Annotated in this window: 20 protein-coding genes; 16 read left to right on the top strand and 4 right to left on the bottom strand. The window is 45.5% G+C overall.

The window, feature by feature from the left end; translation table 11 throughout:
• Positions 1-284: 284 nt before the first annotated feature.
• From HMPREF3034_RS01100 to cdaA, 5 genes are all read left to right on the top strand, one after another.
• A complete protein-coding gene (locus tag HMPREF3034_RS01100) occupies positions 285-1,112 on the top strand; it encodes a glycerol acyltransferase (RefSeq protein WP_036896108.1) in 828 nt (275 codons plus the stop codon).
• Between the two features lie 20 nt (positions 1,113-1,132).
• The gene (locus HMPREF3034_RS01095) at positions 1,133-2,125 is read left to right on the top strand and encodes a GNAT family N-acetyltransferase (RefSeq protein ID WP_062432517.1); all 993 of its coding nucleotides are present in this window, start codon (positions 1,133-1,135) and stop codon (positions 2,123-2,125) included.
• Between the two features lie 155 nt (positions 2,126-2,280).
• Positions 2,281-2,787: a hypothetical protein gene (locus HMPREF3034_RS01090; RefSeq protein ID WP_036896104.1), complete on the top strand. Its 507-nt coding sequence runs from the start codon at positions 2,281-2,283 to the stop codon at positions 2,785-2,787.
• A 354-nt stretch (positions 2,788-3,141) separates the two neighbouring features.
• Positions 3,142-3,978 (top strand): dihydropteroate synthase, encoded by an 837-nt coding sequence (gene folP, locus HMPREF3034_RS01085; RefSeq protein WP_062432514.1) that lies wholly within the window; start codon positions 3,142-3,144, stop codon positions 3,976-3,978.
• The gene (gene cdaA, locus HMPREF3034_RS01080; RefSeq protein WP_036896101.1) at positions 3,968-4,732 is read left to right on the top strand and encodes a diadenylate cyclase CdaA; all 765 of its coding nucleotides are present in this window, start codon (positions 3,968-3,970) and stop codon (positions 4,730-4,732) included. The genes folP and cdaA overlap by 11 nt, the downstream gene beginning before the upstream one ends.
• A 16-nt stretch (positions 4,733-4,748) precedes the next feature.
• On the opposite strand, the gene HMPREF3034_RS01075 is transcribed toward cdaA, so the two are convergent.
• Positions 4,749-6,503, bottom strand: coding sequence for a GNAT family N-acetyltransferase (locus HMPREF3034_RS01075; protein ID WP_062432511.1), 1,755 nt, complete (start codon positions 6,501-6,503; stop codon positions 4,749-4,751).
• 163 nt (positions 6,504-6,666) lie between these two features.
• On the opposite strand from HMPREF3034_RS01075, the gene pta reads away from it, so the two are divergent.
• Genes pta through HMPREF3034_RS01060 form a run of 3 tightly spaced genes read left to right on the top strand, consistent with a single transcriptional unit; the run spans position 6,667 to position 9,095 of the window.
• Entirely contained in the window at positions 6,667-7,683 is a 1,017-nt protein-coding gene (pta, locus tag HMPREF3034_RS01070; RefSeq protein WP_036896098.1) for a phosphate acetyltransferase, read from the top strand.
• A gap of 20 nt (positions 7,684-7,703) precedes the next feature.
• Positions 7,704-8,903 (top strand): acetate/propionate family kinase, encoded by a 1,200-nt coding sequence (locus tag HMPREF3034_RS01065; protein WP_036896096.1) that lies wholly within the window; start codon positions 7,704-7,706, stop codon positions 8,901-8,903.
• 15 nt (positions 8,904-8,918) lie between these two features.
• Complete coding sequence (locus HMPREF3034_RS01060) at positions 8,919-9,095, top strand: hypothetical protein (RefSeq protein WP_156431011.1); 177 nt, start codon at positions 8,919-8,921, stop codon at positions 9,093-9,095.
• Between the two features lie 116 nt (positions 9,096-9,211).
• Here HMPREF3034_RS01060 and HMPREF3034_RS01055 read toward each other — a convergent pair whose 3' ends face one another.
• Both HMPREF3034_RS01055 and HMPREF3034_RS01050 read right to left on the bottom strand, forming a co-directional pair.
• Positions 9,212-9,535: an MGMT family protein gene (locus HMPREF3034_RS01055; RefSeq protein WP_036896092.1), complete on the bottom strand. Its 324-nt coding sequence runs from the start codon at positions 9,533-9,535 to the stop codon at positions 9,212-9,214.
• A gap of 9 nt (positions 9,536-9,544) precedes the next feature.
• Positions 9,545-10,615, bottom strand: coding sequence for a metallophosphoesterase (locus HMPREF3034_RS01050; RefSeq protein ID WP_036896090.1), 1,071 nt, complete (start codon positions 10,613-10,615; stop codon positions 9,545-9,547).
• 274 nt (positions 10,616-10,889) lie between these two features.
• On the opposite strand from HMPREF3034_RS01050, the gene trpS reads away from it, so the two are divergent.
• From trpS to HMPREF3034_RS01020, 6 genes are all read left to right on the top strand, one after another.
• On the top strand, positions 10,890-11,975 hold the full coding sequence (trpS, locus tag HMPREF3034_RS01045; RefSeq protein WP_062432505.1) for a tryptophan--tRNA ligase: 1,086 nt from the start codon (positions 10,890-10,892) through the stop codon (positions 11,973-11,975).
• Between the two features lie 57 nt (positions 11,976-12,032).
• Complete coding sequence (locus HMPREF3034_RS01040; RefSeq protein ID WP_062432501.1) at positions 12,033-13,883, top strand: phosphoethanolamine transferase; 1,851 nt, start codon at positions 12,033-12,035, stop codon at positions 13,881-13,883.
• 12 nt (positions 13,884-13,895) lie between these two features.
• Positions 13,896-14,948: an acyltransferase family protein gene (locus HMPREF3034_RS01035; RefSeq protein ID WP_062432542.1), complete on the top strand. Its 1,053-nt coding sequence runs from the start codon at positions 13,896-13,898 to the stop codon at positions 14,946-14,948.
• Positions 14,949-14,952: 4 nt separating this feature from the next.
• Positions 14,953-15,996 carry an acyltransferase family protein gene (locus HMPREF3034_RS01030; protein ID WP_052052724.1) on the top strand — a complete coding sequence of 348 codons (1,044 nt, stop codon included), beginning with the start codon at positions 14,953-14,955 and terminating at the stop codon, positions 15,994-15,996.
• Positions 15,997-16,000: 4 nt separating this feature from the next.
• Entirely contained in the window at positions 16,001-16,873 is an 873-nt protein-coding gene (locus tag HMPREF3034_RS01025) for a decaprenyl-phosphate phosphoribosyltransferase (protein WP_036896083.1), read from the top strand.
• A 136-nt stretch (positions 16,874-17,009) separates the two neighbouring features.
• Complete coding sequence (locus tag HMPREF3034_RS01020) at positions 17,010-17,594, top strand: HAD family hydrolase (RefSeq protein WP_197421708.1); 585 nt, start codon at positions 17,010-17,012, stop codon at positions 17,592-17,594.
• Positions 17,595-17,635: 41 nt separating this feature from the next.
• On the opposite strand, the gene HMPREF3034_RS01015 is transcribed toward HMPREF3034_RS01020, so the two are convergent.
• On the bottom strand, positions 17,636-18,595 hold the full coding sequence (locus HMPREF3034_RS01015) for a bile acid:sodium symporter family protein (protein WP_062432495.1): 960 nt from the start codon (positions 18,593-18,595) through the stop codon (positions 17,636-17,638).
• Between the two features lie 352 nt (positions 18,596-18,947).
• Between HMPREF3034_RS01015 and HMPREF3034_RS01010 the strand changes: the two genes are divergently transcribed.
• Both HMPREF3034_RS01010 and HMPREF3034_RS01005 read left to right on the top strand, forming a co-directional pair.
• Positions 18,948-21,233: a GH92 family glycosyl hydrolase gene (locus HMPREF3034_RS01010; RefSeq protein ID WP_062432492.1), complete on the top strand. Its 2,286-nt coding sequence runs from the start codon at positions 18,948-18,950 to the stop codon at positions 21,231-21,233.
• Positions 21,223-23,571: a glycoside hydrolase family 3 N-terminal domain-containing protein gene (locus HMPREF3034_RS01005; RefSeq protein WP_062432489.1), complete on the top strand. Its 2,349-nt coding sequence runs from the start codon at positions 21,223-21,225 to the stop codon at positions 23,569-23,571. The genes HMPREF3034_RS01010 and HMPREF3034_RS01005 overlap by 11 nt, the downstream gene beginning before the upstream one ends.
• Positions 23,572-23,577 lie beyond the last annotated feature (6 nt).

Raw genomic sequence — 23,577 nt, 5'->3', positions numbered from 1 at the left:
TAAAATTCCCCATTATTCTCCACTTTTCCCCACAAATCTTTTTTAAACTCTCGTTTTTTGTTTTTAATGCTGTAGTGACGCGCTTTGAAAGCTTTGATTTTTTGTGGTTGAAAACACCATTCTCCATAGGTGAAAAGGCGCTTACTTTGCTGTTAATGCTTAGCTTTTTGTGTGTGGTGATGTCGTACATCTTACATTCGTCAAAAAATAATAATAAAAAACAGACTAAATGTAACTTATTTAAAAAACTTATGTTATTTTTGCATGTAGTTAGTGTTAGTTGAATGAGTGAAAGTATAGAGAATACTATCGATATTGATGATATTCTGAAAAGCAAGATGGGAGCAAAGGTTAAGTATGTTCCCGGCTTTGTTGTTTCGTGGCTCAAGCACATTGTTCATCAAGACGAGGTAAACCGTTATCTTTGGGAAAGCCGGGATAAAGTGGGAACCGAGTGGCTTGAAGAATGTGTTCGGTATCTTGATATGACACTCGACATCGTTGGCGTGGAGAACTTACCCGATAAAGACGATGGAAAACTCTACACTTTCGTATCCAACCATCCCTTGGGAGGTGCCGATGGGGTAGCATTAGGTTCTATCATCGGGCGGCATTATGATGGTCGTTTCCGCTATTTGGTAAACGATTTGCTGCTCAATCTGCCGGGATTGAAGCCTGTAAGCATTGGTATTAATAAGACAGGAGGTCAGAGTCGCAACTTTCCCGCGATGGTAGAAGCGGGTTTCCAAAGCGATAATCACATGTTGATGTTTCCTGCAGGACTTTGTAGTCGCAAGATAGATGGGCAGATACACGACATCCCGTGGAAAAAAACATTCATCTCAAAGAGTGTGGAATATCAGCGAGATGTAGTGCCTATTCACTTCGGTGGACAAAATTCTGAAAAGTTTTATCGCATTGCTAATACCTGTAAAGCGCTCGGATTGAAATTCAATGTAGCCATGTTGTTTTTGGTCGACGAGATGTACAAGAATGTGCATAAGACTTTTCGGGTAGCTATAGGAAAACCTATTCCTTGGCAAACTTTTGATAAAAGCAAATCTTCGATGGAATGGGCGAAATTTGTCGAAGACCGTGTTTATGAACTATAATAAAGACCAAATAAGAGCAAATGGAAGAAGAGATTATCCAGCCTGTCAGTAAAGAGTTGCTCAAGAGCGAATTAACGCCCGACAAGCAGCTCCGTATGACCAATAAGAGTCACAATGAAATCTACATTGTTACGGGCAACGACTCTCCTTATGTAATGCGCGAGATAGGGCGATTACGTGAAATTGCTTTCCGTACTGCAGGTGGTGGAACGGGTAAGTCGATGGATATCGATGAGTTTGATGTAGGCGATAATTGCTACAAACAGTTGATCGTGTGGAATCCCGATGCCGATGAGATTATCGGAGGATACCGTTATCAGTATGGGGCTGACTGGAAATTGAACGATAATGGGCAACCGGCTTTGGCCACAAGTCATATGTTCCACTTCTCTGATGAGTTCATCAAAAACTATATGCCGTACACGGTTGAGCTAGGACGATCGTTTGTTTCGCTTGAATATCAGAATGTTCGTACGAACACGAAATCTATTTTTGCACTCGATAATCTGTGGGATGGGCTAGGCGCGTTGACGGTTATCAATCCCAAACTGAAATATTTCTTCGGTAAGATGACGATGTATCCTTCTTATATCCGTCGTGGTCGCGATATGATACTTTACTTCTTGAAGAAGCATTTCGATGATAAAGAGCGTCTCATATTACCGATGAAACCGCTCAAAATAGAGACTTCTGATGAAGAACTAAAGGCAATATTCACAGAAACTGATTTCCGTGCAGATTATAGAATATTGAATCGCGAGATTCGCAAGTTAGGTTATAATATTCCTCCATTGGTAAATGCTTATATGAATCTCAGTCCGACAATGAAGTTATTCGGCACTGCTATCAATTATGGATTCGGTGATGTGGAAGAGACCGGTATCTTGATAGCAGTCGATGAAATATTGGAAGATAAGCGAGTTCGACATATTGATAGCTTCATCAAGGAACATCCGGAAGCTCTAAAAATCACAAGTGGTGCAAACAATGTGATTTATAAAGATAAAGATTAAATAAATAAGGGTGATGGTACGTGGATGTCCATCACCCTTATTTGTTTTGATAGGGAACTATTATTAAGTTTGTTTCCTGATTTTTAATACAGGCTCGTCCTGTGATTTGTATTGGAAATTCTTATATTTGCAAATAGTTCCTTAGTGATTTGCAAATGAAAAAGATTTTAATAGCCTTTACTTTGTTTGTTGTTATATGTCTATTGGTGCAATGGTTGATGCCCATAGGTGATAGAAGACCGTTTCCTCAGGCATTTCGAGAAGGTATGAATGCGGTGAAATGGGTTAAATTTGTAGATTCTAATTATTGTTATACCTTTATGTATCCTTCCTTCTTTGTACGCGAAGAGCGAACGGATGGCTCTGTGGCTTTTGGCTATCATGCCCACGAAATGAACGTCATATTGGAAAGCAAGGTGTCTGATGCGGACGATCAACGGCGATTGGAATACATTCGTGAGGGCGAAATGGAGGATTTAAAAGATTATCGTTACTATTTACATGGTATTCAACGAGGTGGTAAACTCTATTCTCTCGCACTCTATTATCCTGCAGAATACCGTCATTGTATGCAACGTTTGATATGGAAAGTAAAAACTTGGAAGTGCGATACCATTAGGTTGCGTATGCCGGATAAAGAGACTTCGCTGATTAAAAAGTAATGATGATAGTCTATCGGCGGCTCCCTCTCCTTGAGAGAGGGATGGGGAGAGGTTTCTGCAGCGGCTCGGCAATATTGCTGTCTCGGCTTTTCAGCAATGCTGTTTGGGCTTCGCAGTATCGCTGAAGTGCCTTTGCAGTGAATTATTTTTGTTGTTTTCGTGCTTTTTTCTTACTTTTGTCGTTATATAAAAGATTTAAGTTTCGCATGTATGCTCAACTTTAGAGTTATCGGGAGTTAAAGGAGGTTAGGAGGAGTTATCGGACAAATGTCCGTTATCTCCGGTTACTTTCCGTTATCTCCAATCAATTCTAAGCTATGCATAAACTTGCGAAAGTCAAATAAAAAAGCTGTCATGGACTATACAATCAATGTACGTGGTCAACTCATGGACCTTTCTACGCCGAAAGTGATGGGCATTGTGAACATCACACCTGATTCTTTTTTTGAAGGAAGCAGGAAACAAACGGAGGCTGAGATAGCCGAACGTGTGCAACAAATTGCAAAAGAGGGCGGTTCCATCGTGGATGTAGGAGCTTTTTCTACACGTCCCGGAGCATCGGAAGTAAGTGAAGAAGAGGAGGCGCGTCGACTACAGTTTGCATTGGAAATTGTACATCGCGAATGTCCGGAACTACCTATTTCGGTAGACACTTATCGCCCCCGTGTGGCGCGAAAGTGTGTAGAAGAATGGGGAGCCGACATTATCAACGATGTATCGGAAGGCGGATTGACAGGTATCGTAAATCAACCTATCCACGAAGATGAGAGTATGTTTGCTACTGTTGGAGAGTTGAAAATACCTTATATCTTGATGTCTGTGAAGCCTACATTGAAAGAAATGTTGATAGCTTTCGCCGATGAAGTACAGCAATTACGCGACTTTGGAGTGAAAGATATTATCCTTGATCCCGGTTATGGGTTTGGGAAAACGCTGCAACAAAACTATCAATTGATGCAAGAAGCAGAAAAGTTACAGGTATTGGAACTACCGATTTTGGTAGGAATATCGCGTAAATCGATGATTTATAAATTGATAGGTGGAACACCATTGACCTCGTTGAACGGTACCACGGTGCTGAATACGATTTCTCTCATGAAAGGTGCCGGCATCTTACGCGTACATGATGTGAAAGCAGCGATGGAATCGGTAAAAATTGTAAATGAACTAAATATGTCTTATGCCCTTTGACTTTGGAATAAAAGATGTAATTGACATCTTTCTAGTAGCGCTGATACTCTACTATATCTACACCTTGATGAAGGAGAGCCGTTCGCTGAATGTGTTCATCGGAATCATGGTATTCGTACTCGTTTGGCTTTTTGTGAGTCAGGTATTAGAGATGCGTCTGCTCGGAGCTATCCTCAATAAGTTGGTGAGTGTGGGTGTTATCGGACTTATTGTGCTCTTTCAAGAAGAGATACGCAAGTTTCTTTATACCCTTGGAGCACATCAACGATTCAAGAGAATCACTAAGTTTTTTACCAGCAGGGATGAGACGAAGGTAGATAAAGAGTCGATAATTCCGATTGTTTTGGCTTGTATGAGCATGTCGCGCGGTAAAGTTGGTGCCCTCATGGTGATAGAGCGTGGGGCTCCTCTTGATGATATTGTGGCTACGGGCGATGAGATTGATGCTAATATCAACCAACAGTTGATAGAGAATATATTTTTCAAGAACTCGCCATTACACGATGGTGCCATGATTATATCGAAGAAGCGCATCAAGGCTGCGGGGTGCATCTTGCCTGTTTCTCACGACTTGAATATTCCCAAGGAGTTGGGATTGCGCCACCGGGCGGCCATGGGTATATCGCAAAGCAGCGATGCCATTGCCGTAGTCGTGTCTGAAGAGACAGGTCGTATATCCGTTGCTATCAAGGGAGAGTTCCATCTTCGACTCTCGGCAGAGGAATTGGAGAGCATCTTAACACAAGAGATGTAAAGATGCTCTCGGTATTTTAGTTCAACATCAGCTCCATTTCCGCCATTTCATCGGCAAAAATAAATTCTGCCAGTTGAGCCATTCGCATAACCGTTGCGTTTGAATCCGGTTCATCGGTCTTTCTTACTTGTCCATTCTCGATGATGTAATAAGCATTATTCATCGGTATGTCTCGGTCGTGCTTGACACGTATTGAGCACTTGGCATCGGGATGTTGCTCGGTCCATAATTGCAATGCCAGTTTGGCATTGATGATGCGTAGCATACCGGGAATAGGTTCTGTGGTTGGCTTGTAGTGTTCGCCTGCCAATCGAATGTCTTCTTGTGCCACGGCCAGTTGTTCTTCACTATGTAATAATGTACATGTACGCTCGCGTTGACGCTTGTCGTATTCAGCGAAAGAAACAGTTGCCGCATCGGTCGGGTTGGGCTTACATGTGATGCAACGGGCGTAGCCTTGTTTGCCATACCAGTCGTAGAGCCATGGCTCGGCAGGTATCAATGTGGCGAAGATTACATCGTGATGGAACAGATAGAAGTGGGCTTGAGCCATCAAGTTGCTGCCGATATTTTGCTTTCGCGATTCCTCTTCCACGCTCACTCCGCTGATATAAGCCGTCTTAGCCTCCGTTCCGTGATAGAGAAGTGGGTAAGGCAAGGTTTGTAGAGCGGCCGAAACATGGTAATCGAGTTGGCAACAAATGTTGTATTCGGGGCGATATACGCGGTCGAAATAGAGTTTGATGAACGCGTCGGAGTCGTGGAAAGTGTCTTTCCACAGCTTCATTACTTCTTCCTTGATACGACCTTGGTCTTCAAACTGAGCCAGTGGACGTTTTTCCATGATGACGTTCTTTTCCAAGAGAATATCCGGTTTGTAGCTCAGTTTGGCTCTACGGAGTCCCTCGTCGCCCATATCTTCTTCTCGATTGATATAGATATATTGTTCTGGAATATGTTTGGCAAACTCTTGATTGATGATGGTAAAAGCTCCCTCGTAGTTGGTATCTGCCTTTTCTACGCATATATCGAACGTCGTTTGGTTGATAGGCGTGCCGTAAGTGAAAGCTATCAACTTGTCATCTACCCATATCGTGCCGCCCATTAAGCCCAGTTCGTCCCAGTGGTCGAATGCCCTTGTCATCGAACGCATCTCGCTATAGATGCTATGTCCTTCGGTATCATCCTCTTGGCCGGCTCGCCATTCACCCGCCAGTCGTTGACATTCAGGTATCATGTCGGTGGTGAGTGCACGATATTCGTAGTCGGGATAGAGACTTTTAAACTTGTTGATGTGGTTTCGTTTGCTCTGTAATTTCTTGCCGGAAAGCGTTATCAACTTGCTTCGCAGATAGATATAATCAGAGTAATCGCGGTCGGGGGTGATGCTGAATGTATCTGGAAATGCATTTTCAATGATGTCTACGCAGAAGTTACACACTCCTAACATCAAGAAAGGATGACCCATAGCGATGGAATCGTTGCGTATTTCGCGAATCACATGAGCCGAGCATTCATCGCAAATCTCTACCTTCCGTTTTCCATCGGCGTCGATTTTAGCATGTGGAATAGGCATCATATAGGCCAAATGCTGACCTGTATAAAATCTGAAAACAAGGAAATCGTCTACGATTGTCCACTCGGTGTTATATAGAAATCGCCAACTGAAGATGTTGGCAAATGACAAATCGCAGTTTTGGCGTTCCCCCAAGAGGGTATAATCCTGAATAATCTGCTTGTCGGCAGTGGTCAAAGCTTTGAATTTTAACATGTAATCGAAATGATAGTTTCGTTCTTACAAAATTATGTTTTTTTATCCGATAGACAAATACTGTGTCATTTATTTTTGTTAATTTTGCAAAGTGGGAGTGGCAAAACGGGCTGTGTGACGCCATCCCACAGAACATATTATAGAATTATCATAACATAAAACTATGGATTTATTACAACAAATCGTTGCCAGAGCAAAAGCAGATAAGCAACGTATTGTGCTTCCTGAAGCCACTGAAGAGCGCACCTTGAGAGCAGCCGACCGTGTTTTGGCCGACGACATCGCTAACATCATCCTCATTGGTAATCCCAATGAAATACATAAACTAGCCGAGGCATGGGACTTAACCCATATTGATAAGGCTACCATCATTGACCCGTTGAACAATCCCAAGTGCGAAGAATATGCCGAACAGTTGGCAGAGCTACGCAAGAAAAAAGGTATGACCATTGAGCAGGCACGCGAGTTGGTGAAGAATCCTTTGTATCTTGGCTGTATGATTATCAAGACCGAAGGTGCCGACGGACAGATTTCCGGTGCATTAAGTACGACCGGTGATACCCTTCGTCCGGCTCTACAGATTATTAAATGTGCTCCCGGTATCACCTGTGTCAGTGGTGCTATGCTACTCGTAACAGAGCAGAAGCAGTATGGAGAAGATGGTGTCATCGTTATGGGAGATGTGGCCGTGACGCCAATGCCCGATGCCGACCAGCTCGCACAGATAGCTGTGTGTACCGCAGCAACCGCTCAAAGCGTGGCAGGGTTTGAAGAAGCACGTGTAGCGATGCTGAGTTTCTCTACCAAGGGAAGTGCTAAGCACGAAGTAGTAGATAAGGTGGTTGAGGCAACACGCTTGGTAAAGCAGCGTTGTCCGGAGTTGAAAGTCGACGGAGAGTTGCAGGCTGATGCTGCTTTGGTACCTTCCGTAGGTCAGAAGAAAGCTCCCGGTAGTGCTATTGCAGGCAATGCCAATGTGCTCGTAGTGCCCAACTTGGAAGTTGGAAATATCGGTTATAAACTCGTTCAGCGCTTGGGTAACGCCATCGCCATCGGTCCAATCCTCCAAGGTATTGCTCGTCCGGTGAACGATTTGAGCCGTGGTTGTTCTGTAGAAGACATTTATTACATGGTTGCCATCACTGCTTGTCAGGCACAAGATGCCGTAAAGTCTCGTTAAATCAAATAAAAGTAGAATATATGAATATCTTAGTATTGAACTGTGGTAGCTCTTCTATCAAGTACAAGTTGTACAACATGGATACCGAAGCCGTGCTGGCTCAGGGTGGTGTAGAGCGTATCGGTCTCGACGAGGCTTTCATCAAAGTAACGTTACCTAGCGGTGATAAGAAGAAGATTATGCATGACATGCCCGACCATAAGGAAGGCGTGAACTTCGTATTCAAGTGCTTGCTCGACCCGGAAATAGGTGCTATCAAGGATTTGAAGGAAATAGATGCTGTCGGACATCGCATCGTGCAGGGTGGAGATAAGTTCTGCCAGAGCGTCATCGTAGACGAAAAGGTGGAAGAGGGAATCGAAGAACTGTGCGATTTGGCACCTGTTCACAACGCTGGACACCTACGTGGACTCCGCGCTGTAGACGCTTTGATGCCCGGAACTCCGCAGGTTTGCGTCTTCGACAACGCATTCCATTCTACCATGCCCGACTACGCTTACTTGTATGGCGTGCCTTACGAGCTCTACGAGAAGTACCATGTACGTCGTTATGGTTTCCATGGAACTAGCCACCGCTACGTTTCTCAGCGTGTGTGTGAGTATTTGGGACGCGACATCAAGACCCAGAAAATCATTACATGCCATATCGGTAACGGTGCGAGTGTAACTGCTGTGAAGTATGGCGAGTGCGTAGATACCTCTATGGGACTTACTCCTTTGGCAGGTGTGATGATGGGTTCGCGCTCCGGCGATATTGATCCGTCGGCTGTAACTTATCTCATGGACAAGCTCGGAAAGAAGCCGCAAGAGATGGCCGATTTCTTAAACAAAGAGAGCGGAGTACTCGGTATCACCGGTATCTCTAGCGATATGCGCGAAATAGAAAGCGCTGCCAAGGAAGGAAACGAGCGTGCTCAGTTGGCTTTGAAGATGTACGACTATCGTATTAAGAAGTATATCGGTGCTTATGCAGCAGCAATGGGTGGTGTCGACATCATCGTTTGGACAGCCGGTGTAGGTGAAAACCAAGTTGGAACTCGTTTGCAGTCTTGCTCAGGTTTGGAATTCTTGGGTGTTAAGATGGATGCCGAAGCCAACAATGTACGTGGTAAAGAGGCTATCATCTCTGCCCCCGACAGTAAGGTTACAGTCTGCGTGATCCCGACAGACGAGGAGATTGTGATTGCTCGCGATACCATGTCATTGGTTCAAGGAAAGTAAATAAGTGAGTTGGAGTTGGCTTCTTTCAATGAGAAGCCAAATGCTTGGGTAACTGATTCGGGCGTATATACATTTAAGGTGGGTGCTTCCAGCCGCGACATCAAAGATAGCGCTACTCTCAAACTAAAGGGTAACACTGTGAAAGTACATCAAATTCTGGAACCTAAACATAAGTTGAACCTGCTCAAATAATTAATAGCGGAGGACGTTAAACGCCCTCCGCTATTTTCTTTGTATGATATATAAGAGTCCTTTTTGCTATTGATGTTCTTTCAGGTACCCTCTTAGTGACACGTAGTTGAGGCGCTTCAGACGAATGATTCCAATGGTTTCCATGCCGAGACTCGCATATCTACGCATCCGTTAGATTTGAAAGCGACACCTTCGGAACGCAAGAGTTGAGGCTGTTCGACCCATCCCGGAGCCGTTCGACCGGCCGCATTGACAACTCTGTGACAAGGTAAATGCAGGGCTGGAGGGACTTCTCTAAGTGCTCGTCCCACCATGCGAGCATGTTGAGGCCAACCGGCTAGACGTGCCAGTTCGCCGTAAGTGACGACACGTCCTGCCGGTATTTGCGTTACCATACTATATATGTCGCTGTAGAAAGTATCGTGTTGAGGGCGTGGCATTATCTGTTTTTAGTCTATCTTTATGTCGAATTCATCGCATTTTCCTTTGCGATGGGCAAATTGTTTGGTAGTAGACGAGATGCCGAATAATGGAGAATAGGTTCTAACACTGATAGTCTTTCCATCGGGGTTGAACTCTAATATGCGGAGCCATCCATCTCCTCCGTTTCCTTCCCAACCACCACCAAGGCATTGTACGTTGAACATCATCTGGTGAACCGACTTGTTTGCAGTGTTTTTATCGCATCGGTAGGCTACATTATCTTCAAATGACCCCGGTTGACCGGTATGTCCACAGATAACAAGACGAATATTGGATGAGGGGAAAATCAACTTCTCCCATATATCCTTGCCGTAGTTTGCCGGCTTGATTTTGTAATTCTCGTTAGCTGTTCGCTCGGCTGTTCGTCCTTTCAAGAATGAATGTGTGATTACAAATACTTTGTAATCCTTGTATTTTTTGTCTGCTGCAAGTTTCTTAGCCCACTCTAATACCTCATCGCGTGGTGCCCATTCTAAGGCAATCACTAAGATGTCTCCCCATGTTTTCTCGTGGAAAGCATACGCAGCATCTTCGAGTGATACCTTACCTTCGCGATTGGGATAGGTGGCAACCACGCAGTTTTTCCATTTGGAATTGCGTTCCATGGGGAAATATTCTGGGAAATGGGTGAATCCTTCGTCTCCTCTTACGTAACCATATTCATGGTTTCCGGTAGAGATAATGTAGGGAACGCGGTTGTCAAGACGCTTCATGCAGTGCGAAGCCCACTCCCACATCTGTTTGCTCGTTTGGTTGCTTATCCTTGGAATGGGCACATAATTCTCGTTTTGTTCCACCAAATCGCCGGTCAGGAGTACAGCCTTTGTGTTGAGATGGTCTATATTGTCGGCACACCATGCTGTACAAAGCTCAAACAGCGGCTGATTGACATCGTACTTGGTATATCCTTGCGGGTCGCCCATGAGTATGAAAGAGAATGAATTGGGGTCGTTGAGCGATTGGCGGTCTGCTCGTTGCTGCGCCATGCCTGTAAGGAAACAGGCTGATAAAAGCGTAAGTAATAAGCTATGTTTCATGTTAAATAGGTATATGATTATAAATGAAGAGCCTCAAAGTTACAAAGAATCTAGATGTTCACCAAATTTGTGGATACTTATAATTAGTCTAGCTTATGTTAGTTTATATGGTATGGGGCTAGGATTAAGGGCTCCTATTGCAATTGTAAGATTCAAATGCAATCTGATGATGTAGAATCTTGTATGCCCCTTTTTTATTCGTTATGTTTGGGATTTCTTTGAATTAGCCGTATCTTTGCAGAATAGACAAAGAGAAAAATATAAAGCATAGATAATGGGAAAAATTATTTTGACGGGCGACCGACCCACCGGAAAATTACACCTCGGTCATTATATTGGTTCATTGCGTCGTCGTGTGCAACTTCAAGAGGCCGGAGACTACGACCGTATGTTTGTGTTTATGGCCGACGTACAGGCATTGACGGACAATGCCGATAACCCGGAGAAGATTAGACAAAACTTGATTGAAGTGGCATTGGACTATTTGTCAGCAGGTTTGTCGCCCGATAAGTGTACACTCTATGTACAAAGTCAGATACCTGAATTGGCCGAATTGACTACTTATTTGATGAATCTCATCACGGTATCTCGCGTTCAGCGCAATCCTACGGTGAAGACAGAGATTAAGATGCGCAACTTTGAAGCCAACATACCATTGGGCTTTTTCTGTTATCCCGTGAGTCAGGCAGCCGATATTTTGGCTTTCAATGCCACGACGATTCCTGCTGGTGAAGACCAAGAACCGATGTTGGAAGTGACCCGCGAGATTGCTCGTCGCTTCAATCAGACCTATTCTGAGGTGTTTGTAGAACCCAATATCATGCTGCCGGAGAATGCTACGGCTCGCCGTTTGCCCGGTACCGACGGCAAAGAGAAGATGAGTAAGAGCCTTGGTAACTGTATCTATCTGAGCGATGATGCCGACACGGTATGGCAGAAGATTCGTTCGATGTATACTGACCCTGACCATTTACGTGTCGACGATCCCGGAAAAGTGGAGGGAAATGCAGTGTTTACTTATCTTGATGCATTTTCTACCGATGATGACTTCGCTGAGTTTTGGCCGGAATATAAGAATCTTCAGGAACTGAAAGACCATTATACACGCGGTGGACTAGGAGATATGAAATGCAAGAAGCTCCTGAATCAGATTCTCAATAAGATGTTGGAGCCTATTCGGGTGCGCCGTCATGAGTTTGAACAAGATATTCCTGCCATCTACGACATCCTTAAAAAAGGTTCGGAAGATGCTCGTGAAGTGGCAGCAAAGACCATGGATGAGGTGCGTAAAGCTATGCGTATAGACTATTTCAACGATGCCGAACTGATACGTCAGCAAGCAGAACGTTTCCGCAAATAAACGAGACGAGAAACTCGAAATATCCAAATAGATGTCTATATTAAATATAGGTAGCCGATGAAAATCGTTAACTTGCTACGGCGAATGTTTGAGGTCGTCTTCTTACCGATTCGCTTGAACGCGCTGTTTTTTATTTTCATGTATGCGTTGGGAATTCTCAGCGCATGGCTCACATTGCCTAATACGAGTTGGGCAAGGGTCTATGATAACCTCTATTTGGAAATGTTGCTCGAAGTTTATGCTGCTTGTGTGGTGTTGGCACTGCTTCCTCGCAAGTTCAGAGCGGTGGCAAGAGCTGTGTTTTATGTCGTGATGTATGCGGTAACTCTTGTAGATACCTACTGTTTTGTGAAGTACGACTCGACCATTACGCCCACAATGCTGTTGCTGGTAGATGAGACTAACGGCCGCGAAGCATGCGAATTCTTGACTTCAACACTCTCTCCCGACGTGATGTTTAGTCGCGTGGGGTGGGTATTGCTGTTGATATTGGTGCATATCTTGGTGGTTTGTCGCAAGTGGTGGAGTCGCTATGTAAAGCAAACTTTTACTCGCGAAATCATTAATAATCCCGCTAAAGGATTGCCAAATATGCCTTGGGGTGCCCCTGTTATGGGTTTATTGACGACCGTTCTACTAGTTTGGGGTGGTATCACGAGTGCACATAACAAGGTGGCTACAGTGGAATTGATGACCGGTAGTAACATCGGTGATGTGGAACATACACTTACGGCTAAAGACCACGCGGTACTTTTCACCCCCATGCAGAGGTTGGTTTTTAGCGTATATGCCAATTCTTTGGCCTCACAACAGATAGATAAGCTCATTGCTTCGGCTGATAAGGTGCAGGTGGACAGTTGTTCTTATCGCTCTCCAGAGATCGTGTTGATTATCGGTGAGAGCCTCGGTAGACATCATTCACAGCAGTATGGATACTTCATGCCGACCACTCCGCGACAGATTGCCCGTGAGAAAAGTGGCAGATTGGTGCCTTTTACCGATGTTGTCTCGTGTTGGAATCTCACTAGTTTCGTCTTTAAGAACGTGTTTTCTACCCATGTCATCGGGCAGAAAGGGGAGTGGTGCGACTATCCACTCTTCCCCGAACTGTTCAGAAAAGCCGGCTATCATGTCACGTTTATCACCAATCAGTTCCTCCCGAAAGCCAAGGAGGCAGTCTACGACTTTAGTGGTGGCTTCTTCTTAAACAATCCAGTGTTGAGCAAAGCACAGTTTGATACGCGCAACGATAGTCTCCATCGATTTGATGAAGACTTGTTAAGAGATTATGATAGACTACGTCAACAGGATAAAAAATATAACTTGACCATCTTTCACTTGCTAGGACAGCATGTTAATTATCGTGATCGTTTCCCGCGAAACCAAACGAAATTCTATGCAAGCAGCTATGAAGACAAGCGTCCGGAACTCAATGATAACAGGCGAAAGATACTGAGTTTTTACGATAATGCGGTGCTATACAACGATTCGGTGGTCGATCAAATCATCCAACGGTTTGAAAATCGCGATGCCATTGTGATTTATATGCCCGATCATGGAGAAGAGTGCTACGAGGAAACTCGCGGTTTTATATGCCGTAATCACAGTTCTGCCATTGACTATCCGTTGGCAAAATACGAATTCGAGATACCTTTTTGGATTTATTGTTCACCCCGTTATGCCCATCAACATCCGGAGATTTACAGGGAGATAGTAGCTGCCCGCAATCGTAAGTACATGACCGATGCGCTACCACATTTGTTGCTTTACTTGGCTGGAATCCATACACCGTATTATCAAGCGGCCTATAATGTGTTGAGTCCTCAATACGATGAGGGGCGGAAACGTATCCTCAAGAACACCGCCGACTATGATTTGTTGAGGTTGAACTATCTTCAAAAGAAATAAAAAGTGATGCCTATGACATCTCCACAAGCCACCCCGCCGCTCCTTTCGCGGGCAGAATGTTCCGCATTACGAGGCCTTGCCATTATCGCTATCGTGATGCATAACTACTCACATTGGCTTAGACACATCGTACAGGAGAATGAATATCAGTATTTTCAACATAATGTAGACTGGTTGAGTCGGGTACTTGTGCATCCCGATGGGCTATTGCCTGTGCATATTTTATCGTTTTTCGGCCATTACGGAGTACCCGTTTTCCTCTTTTTGAGTGCTTACGGACTAGAGCAGAAGTATGCCGTAAAGGAGGCAGGAAGACCATACGACTTTGTTCGTACCCACTTCTTGAAGCTCTTCAAGATGATGATTGTGGGCTTTGTAGCTTTTATTTTGGTAGACCAAATCACTCCCGGAGCGCATCATTATGCTTTCATGGATGTGGTGGCACAACTGGGTATGTTCAACAATCTGTTACCGTCGCCTGATAAAATCATCTGGCCGGGCCCCTATTGGTTTTTTGGTTTGATGTTGCAATTGTACATATTCTACCGCTTTGTCATCTATCGCAGACCTTGGACATGGACGGTTGGTGCCATCATGGTGTGCTGGTTGCTTCAGGTTTTCTGTGATTCGGGAGGTGAAACCCTCAACCGTTTGCGTTATAACATGATTGGTGGAATGCTTCCTTTCGGCCTTGGAGTGCTCTATTCTCGCTATGGTCGTGCGCTTAGTAACCGTGCTTACGACATGATGATGGTGGTTTCGGCACTTTGCATCGTCTTTTTTAGCTACAATTATCAGCTATGGTACTTCGTCCCGGTGTTTATTTGCAGCTTCAGTATCGGTTTGGTGAAGTTGTTGGGACGTTTCCCTCTAATCTTCAATCATTTTGTTTGGGTGGGCTCTATTAGCGCAGCTCTGTTCATATGCCATCCGTTGACTCGTAAGATATTGATTCCTATCAGCCGGCAAGGCGACATCTATACAGGCTTGCTTCTTTATGTTGTGGCTTCTATTTGCATGGCTTGGCTCTTCCGCGAACTCTTGAAACGTATCCCAAATCCTTGAACTTATGAGCGAAAAGAGACTTGGTTCATTGACCAAATTGAAAGACGATCTCTTCAAAGATATAGAACTTTCAAACATCAGTCGATTCCGTGGTGAACTGATGGGGGCTGCCATGCTCTTTATTATCCTCTTTCATGTGGGGTTACCTCGTTGGGATATGTTCTTCGGATTGCGCAGAATGGGCAATGTAGGAGTCGATATGTTTCTCTTTTTGAGTGGAATTGGGCTGTGGTTTTCGTGGACTCGCACTCCCTCGGTACGTCATTTCATGGTGCGAAGGTTTCTCCGTATTTATCCGGCATGGCTCATTGCGGCTTCGCTCTACTATATTCCGCGCTTCCATGGAGGCGATGTTGCGGCATGGATAGACCTCATTGGCGACATCACCATCAATTGGGACTTCTGGTTACACGACGAGTTAACCTTTTGGTATATCCCTGCCATCATGATGCTTTACCTTTTTACGCCCTCTTACATGGAATTGATTCGACGCCATCCCATCTATCGTTGGTTGCCCGTATTGATGATATTGTGGTGTGTATTGGTACAATATGTGACACCCATTCATGCTACTGTGGGGCATTTAGAGATATTTTGGAGTCGCATTCCCATCTATTTCATCGGCATCAATATGGGAGAAAGCGTGCGAAGAAAGGATACGATGGACGGTGCATCCATTTGGATGATACTCCTGACATTTGCTATGACGCTCTTCTCTAGTATCTTTATGGAGCAGAACTTGCATGGAAAGTTCCCTCTTTTTATTGAGCGTATGCTCTATATTCCGCTCACTATTACATCGATTTTACTGTTGAATCGTGTCTTCCGACGCACTCCTGCGTGGTTCAATCGCTTCTTTAGCTTTGTCGGAGCATTGAGTTTGGAAGCCTATCTTGTACATCAACATTTCGTATTAGCGTATATTCCGGCTCGTTGGAGCTATTGGCCGACGTTCTTAGTATGCGTCGTTATCACCCTGCCGGTGGCTTGGTTGTTTGCCAAACTTGTTATGTGGATAGCCCGACAATTGGAAAAAATGATATTATAAGCCCATGAAACAACTCCTCAAACTAATACGTCCGAAGCAGTGGACGAAGAACCTTTTCGTGCTGTTACCCCTGTTTTTCGGTGGTCAGCTGCTTCATCCAAATGTCCTTATACCCGGTATCATCACCGTGTTGGCTTATTGTATGGTCGCTTCTTCCATTTATTGTTTCAACGATATATATGATGTGGCCGATGACCGACGCCATCCGGTGAAGTGTCATCGCCCCATTGCGTCGGGAGCAGTGTCTATCGCGCAGGCCTATATGACTATGGGCATACTGTTTTTGCTTGGTCTTGGCTTTGTGGCTTTGCTCCCGTCTCATCGTTACGAGACTGGTGGTGTGTTGCTGGCTTACTGGGTGATGAACCTCATCTACTGTGCCCGACTCAAGCAATATGCCATCATTGATGTGTGCATCGTGGCCTTTGGCTTCGTATTGAGGCTTTTGGCCGGTGGCATGGCTACCGATGTTGCGTTGAGTAAGTGGATAGTCTTGATGACATTCTTGGTCACCTTGTTCATGAGTTTCGCTAAACGACGCGACGATGTCGTGCGTATGAACGAGACGGGAGAGGCTCCACGCAAGAATACCAGTCGCTATAATCTCACGTTCATCAACCAAGCTATCACCATCACAGCATCCGTAACACTTGTTTGTTACATCATGTATACAGTGAGTTCGGAAGTTACCGAGCGTTTCGGAACAGACTCGTTGTATCTCACTTCTATCCTCGTATTGGTGGGATTGTTACGCTATATTCAAGTAACGGTGGTCGATAAGAAGAGTGGAGACCCCACAAAGATACTTTTAGCCGACCGTTTCATGCAGTTGATAGTGGTGGCATGGATACTGTTTTTCTTAGTGATTATATATTAGGAGTTATGGAGTTAATGGGAGTTATGTTTCGTGTTGCTCAACGGAGTTATGTCATATGTTTATTTGCTATTGGCTTAACTACTTTAACTCCATAACTCCTGTTAATTCTATAACTCCTTCTAAAAATCAATAAATCATGAAACATATCTTCGCTTTCGACTTTGATGGCACTTTGACCACACGAGATACGCTCATCGATTTTATACGTTTCACCTGTGGAACAGGCCGTTTCCTACTAGGATTTTTGCTTTATAGTCCGCTATTGGTGTTGATGAAGCTACATCTATACCCTAATTATAAAGCGAAACAGAAGGTGTTTGCCCATTTTTTTCGAGGTGTTTTGCTAGACGAGTTCGACCGCCTCTGCCGTCGATACGCCCATGAGCGCCGACAAGTCTTGCGCCCTTCGATGCTTAATATCCTTCGTCGGGCATTGCAAGACAGTGCCGATGTGTATGTAGTCAGTGCGAGTGTGGACAATTGGGTAGCTCCTTTCTTGGCCGAAGAGGGCTTGGATGTGACGGTATTAGGCACGCAGATAGAGGTTAAGGATGGTCTGTTGACCGGCTTCTTTAGCAGTAAAAACTGTTACGGGGCAGAGAAAGTAGAGCGTCTGAAAGCCGTGTTGCCTGCCCGAAACTCCTTTCACCTTACCGCTTATGGAGATAGCCGAGGCGACCGAGAGATGTTGGCTTGGGCCGATGAAGGCCATTTGGTATAGTCGTTGTCACCGCATTTGCCGACCGACTATACCTGTATAATCTACCATTTTAGTATTCCGTATTTTTCTTTATACCACAGTTGCCACGTGTTGATGATGTTCTGCCATATCATGTAGGCACATGGTGCGATGACCGCCAAGGGGTTTAAGAACGTGATGGTAAGCCATATTCCCACGATAGTGTTCTTTTGTCCGAGTGCTTGTCCGCCACTGATGCTGTCTCCATATTGGTGTCCGACGAACTTACCGATACCGAAGAGCGCCAGACTGATGAAGAGTGGAAGTATCAACATGAGCAGAAGCATGTGGGTAGAGAGTTGTGCGTGAAGCATCGTCTTGAGCGTGAAGCCCATCAATATGGATAGGTTGATACTCCAAATATAGAAAGCCAAGTTCTTACGACGTTTGAACCAACCGGCTACTTTGGGCAAATATCGGCGTGTAAGCAGTGCCAAACACAGTGGAACGACAAGTACCATGACCACTCGTTTCAGCACCATGAAGAAGGCAAACATAAAGGTGATATTGGCAGCTCGTTCTATCATAGGGAAGAAAAGCGGTATAATAACCGATGTAAAGCAATTGGCTATGATGGTATAAACGGTCATGGAAGCGATACTACCGCCTAGCTTCTCGGTGATAACGGCTGCAGCTGCGGCCGTAGGACAGATGACGCAGATAAAAATTCCTTCGAATAAAATCTTTTGCTCTGGCTCTTTGATGTGGAGAATTGCCAATACTACCAATGCAGATAAGACCGTCCTGATGCCTTGTAACCAAAAATGCCACTTGTGAGGACGAAAATCATCCATCCTTATCTTGCAGAAAGTGACGTACAGAATGAGGAAGATAAGTATCGGCATGACGTCTACCAAGTGTGGTCCAACGATGTTCCCAAAGGGCTGGAGCATCGGAACTTGGGAGAACAAAAGGTAGACCAAAGAACCAAAAACGATGGCACAGAGCAGTGTCCATTTCTTGATAAAAGCGAGAAAAGCCATAAATCGGCGTGTTAAATTGTAACTATACAAAAGTAATATATTCCTGTGGCATGGCAAAATATAGCATGCCTGTTTTGCTGCAAAAGCCAAACAGCAATGCTGCAAAGTGCAGACAATAATGTTGCAAGGCAGAGGCAGCGACGCTGCCAAGCCTTTGCAGCCAGATGACAGATAAGTGAACGAGCAGACAAGTAGACGAGTTGTATATCTATGATAGCCAAGATAGTTTCTTTATCTCTTCACTTACGATTCCTTGTTTTTGCTTTGTTTTTCTGTCGCTCTATTCGTTTTTACTCTCATTTTTTATGATTATCTTTGCAAGTAACAATTATCAATCAAACCTAAATATTAGATGAAACGAATAATCGCAGCGATTTTCGCGGCGTTGTTTACTTTTGCTTCACATGCGGTAGGAGTAAAAAATGCTGTCGATTATGTGAGTGTACTTGTGGGTACACAATCAGAATTCAAACTTTCTACAGGTAATACATATCCTGCTATAGCCATGCCTTGGGGTATGAACTTTTGGACTCCGCAGACCGGAAAGATGGGTGATGGATGGCAATACAGCTATACGGCATACCAAATCCGTGGTTTGAAGCAGACACATCAGCCCAGTCCGTGGATCAATGATTACGGCCAGTTCTCGTTGATGCCTACCGTTGGCAATCCCATATTCGACGAAGAGAAACGCGCCAGTTGGTTCTCTCATAAGTCGGAAGAGGCCACTCCCTATGCTTATAAGGTGTATTTGGCCGATTACGACGTGACGGCCGAATTGTCACCGACAGAGCGTGCAGCTTTGATGGAGTTCACTTTCCCTGCTACCGATCAGGCAAACGTGGTCATCGATGCCTTTGATAAGGGGTCGAAGGTGCGCGTGATACCGAGCGAGAATAAGATAGTAGGCTACTCAACCCGCAACAGTGGCGGTGTGCCCGATAATTTCAAGAACTACTTTGTGATGGTGTTTGACCATCCTATCAGTCAATATCTCATCGCTAAGGATGGCGAGTTGCTGAGCGGAGAGACCGAAGCTAGCTGTAATCATGCTGGTGCTATCGTCACATTTAGTACCAAACGAGGCGAGAAAGTAGGCGTACGCGTGGCTTCGTCGTTTATCAGTGAAAAGCAGGCCGAGCGTAATCTACGTGAGTTGGACGGTAAGAATATGGCGCAACTGAAAGCACAAGGTCGTCAGCAGTGGAATGATATGCTGGGTAGGATAGAGGTTGGCGATGAGTCGTCTACCGACCATCTGCGCACATTCTATTCTTGTTTGTATCGTTCGTTGCTCTTCCCACGCAGTTTTTACGAGTTGGATGGTGATGGAAAACCAGTGCACTACAGTCCTTATAACGGCAAGGTGTTGCCCGGATATATGTTTACCGACACCGGTTTCTGGGATACCTTCCGTAGCCTTTTCCCCTTGCTGAACCTGATGTATCCGTCACAAAGCACGAAGATGCAGGCCGGATTGGTGAATGCTTATAAAGAAAGTGGTTTCTTACCGGAATGGGCCAGCCCCGGTCATCGTGGTTGTATGGTGGGCAACAACTCCGCTTCGGTGGTGGCTGATGCTTACTTGAAAGGGCTTCGTGGATACGATGTGGAGACCCTTTGGGAAGCAGTTGTACACGGGACACAAGCTGTTCATCCCACCGTATCGTCTACCGGCCGACTCGGTTGGGAATATTATAACAAGTTGGGTTACGTGCCTTACGACGTGAAAATCAATGAGAACGTGGCTCGTACGTTGGAGTATGCTTACGATGACTGGTGTATCTATCAGCTGGGTAAGGCTTTAGGTAAGTCGGAACGCGAGTTGAAAGTGTACCGACAGCGTGCCATGAACTATCGGAATGTGTTTGACCGAGAGAGCCGATTGATGCGTGGGCGTTTGCAGAACGGTAAGTTTCAGTCGCCTTTCAACCCTCTGAAGTGGGGCGATGCATTCACAGAAGGCAACAGTTGGCACTACACTTGGTCGGTATTCCACGACCCTCAAGGACTTATTAATCTCATGGGTGGCAAGCAGATATTCAATGAAATGATGGACTCTGTGTTCAATCTTCCACCCGTGTTCGATGATAGTTACTACGGTCAGGTAATTCATGAGATTCGCGAAATGCAGATTATGAACATGGGAAACTATGCACATGGCAACCAGCCCATCCAACACATGATTTACCTCTACAACTATAGTGGGCAGCCATGGAAGGCTCAGAAGTGGGTACGCACGACTATGGACAAACTCTATACAGCAGCTCCCGATGGCTATTGTGGCGACGAAGACAACGGTCAGACGTCTGCTTGGTATGTCTTCTCGGCCATGGGCTTCTATCCGGTATGCCCCGGTAGCAACGAGTATGTGCTCGGTACACCCTACTTTACCGATATGACACTGCACCTAGAAAATGGAAAAACGATGAGAATTCAGGCCGACAGTCATGAGCCTTATATCAATTCTATGCTGTTGAATGGGCAAAATTACACACATAACTACCTGCGCCATGCCGACTTAATGAATGGTGGTAATATCCGATTCACGATGTCGGCTACTCCTAACAAGCAACGTGGAACGCAACAGGTAGACGCTCCGTACTCTGTAAGTAAACCTAACAAAAATGAAAAATAGAGACAGACTACTTTGTGCCGTGGTGTCGCTCTGCATGGCAGGGAACGCTATGGCTGCCCAAAAGAAATTCCCTTATCAACAAGCTAATCTACCTATCAGTGTGCGTGTGAGCGATTTGCTGTCGCGCATGACACTCGAAGAGAAAGTAGGGCAGTTGCGTTGTACGCTGGCTTGGAACTATTATGATATACAAGGCAAGAAGGTTGTGCCTTCAGCCTTGTTTGAAAAAGAAGTGGGACAAGAGCATGTGGGCATGCTGTGGGGTACCTATCGTGCCGACCCTTGGACTCGTAAATCGCTCTCAAACGGCTTGAATCCGGAGTTGGCTGCCAAGGCCGGCAATGCCATGCAGAAGTATGTGATGGAGAAATCACGGCTTGGTATTCCACTATTTTTGGCAGAAGAGGCTCCCCATGGACACATGGCTATCGGCACGACTGTATTCCCTACGGGTTTTGGAATGGCTGCCACGTGGAGTCCGATGCTCATAGAAGCAGCCGGAAAGGTGATTGCCAAGGAGATACGTTTGCAGGGTGGACACATCAGTTATGGCCCTGTGCTCGACCTGAGTCGTGACCCTCGATGGAGCAGAGTGGAAGAAACGATGGGCGAAGACCCTACGCTTTCGGGCGAAATAGGGGCTGCAATGGTACGCGGACTGGGCGGTGGAAACCTTTCAAATCCCTATGCTACGCTAGCAACATTGAAGCATTTCATCGGTTATGGAACGACAGAGGGTGGGCAGAATGGTAATCCTACGTTCCTCGGAATGCGTGAGATACAAGAGAATTTCCTCCCACCATTCAAGAGAGCCATTGATGCCGGCGCCCTATCGGTGATGACTTCGTACAACTCGCTCGATGGTATTCCCTGTACGGCAAACGATTATTTCTTGAAGAAAGTGCTGCGACAAGATTGGAAATTTCGCGGTTTCGTGGTGTCAGACTTGTATAGTATCGATGGTATTTGGCAGACTCACCACGTGGCGGCGACTCGTCAAGAAGCCGGAGTCATGGCTTTGAAAGCCGGAGTAGATGTAGATTTAGGCGCGTTGGCATATCAACCACTGGTCGATGCTTGCCAAAAGAAGATGGTAGATGAGGCTCTTATCGACTCTGCTGTGGCTCAAGTGCTGCGCATGAAGTTTGAGATGGGGCTCTTTGAACATCCGTATGTAGATCCGAAACAGGCTACCAAGGAAGTGAGGACGGCCGAGAATATGGATGTGGCTTATCGGGTGGCGCAGGCTGCTGTGACACTGTTGGAGAATAAACACAACACGTTGCCGCTGTCGAAGACCATGCGTGTGGCTGTCGTAGGGCCTAATGCGGATAATGATTACAATCAGTTGGGCGACTACACGGCACCGCAAGCTGAGGGTAATGTGAAGACTGTACTCGATGGAATCAGACAGAAAATAGGTGTCGGAAAAGTGGAATACGTGAAAGGTTGTGGCGTGCGTGACACCGTAGATGTACATATAGACGAGGCGGTGGCGGCTGCGCGGCGTGCCGATGTGGTCGTGGCTGTGGTCGGAGGGTCTAGTGCTCGCGACTTTAAGACAAGCTATAAAGAGACCGGAGCAGCAGTGAGCGACAGCAAAAGTCTAAGCGATATGGACTGTGGAGAAGGGTTCGATCGTGCTACCTTATCGCTGTTGGGACGCCAAAACGAGTTGCTTAGTGCACTGCGTGCCACGGGTAAGCCACTAGTAGTGGTATATATCGAAGGCCGTCCGCTTGATAAGACATGGTCGGCAGAGCATGCCGATGCCCTATTGACCGCTTATTATCCCGGTCAAGAAGGCGGTCGTGCCATTGCCGATGTGCTCTTTGGCGATTACAATCCAGCCGGTCGACTTCCCGTGAGCGTTCCTGCTGCGGTAGGACAATTGCCGGTTTATTATAATAAGAAGGCTCCTGAAACCCATAACTATGTTGAAATGTCGGCTCGTCCGCTCTATGCTTTTGGCTACGGATTGAGCTATACCACTTTCAAATACAGCAATCTGGCTGTTAAGTCGATGGGAAATCAGCAATTTGAAGTAAGTTTTGACGTGACCAACACAGGTAGTCGGGACGGTGAAGAAGTGGCTCAGCTCTATTTACATGATGAGGTTGCGTCGACCGTTCAGCCCATTAAGCAGCTCAAACACTTTGAACGTGCAATGATCAAGAAAGGTGAGACCAAGCATTTTTGTTTCGTTGTAGACCAAGACGACCTCTCTATTGTAGACCGAAACATGCAGCACCGTGTGGAACCGGGGCGTTTCGATGTGCTCGTGGGTAGCTCTTCTGACAATATATTATTAAAAGGTAGCATAGAAGTGAAGGAATAAATAAAT

Origin of the sequence: Prevotella sp. DNF00663, from assembly GCF_001553265.1 — a bacterium.
Taxonomy (GTDB): Bacteria; Bacteroidota; Bacteroidia; order Bacteroidales; family Bacteroidaceae; genus Prevotella.
Note: the sequence above shows the minus strand (reverse complement) of the source record. Positions and strands in the feature narration are given on the sequence as shown.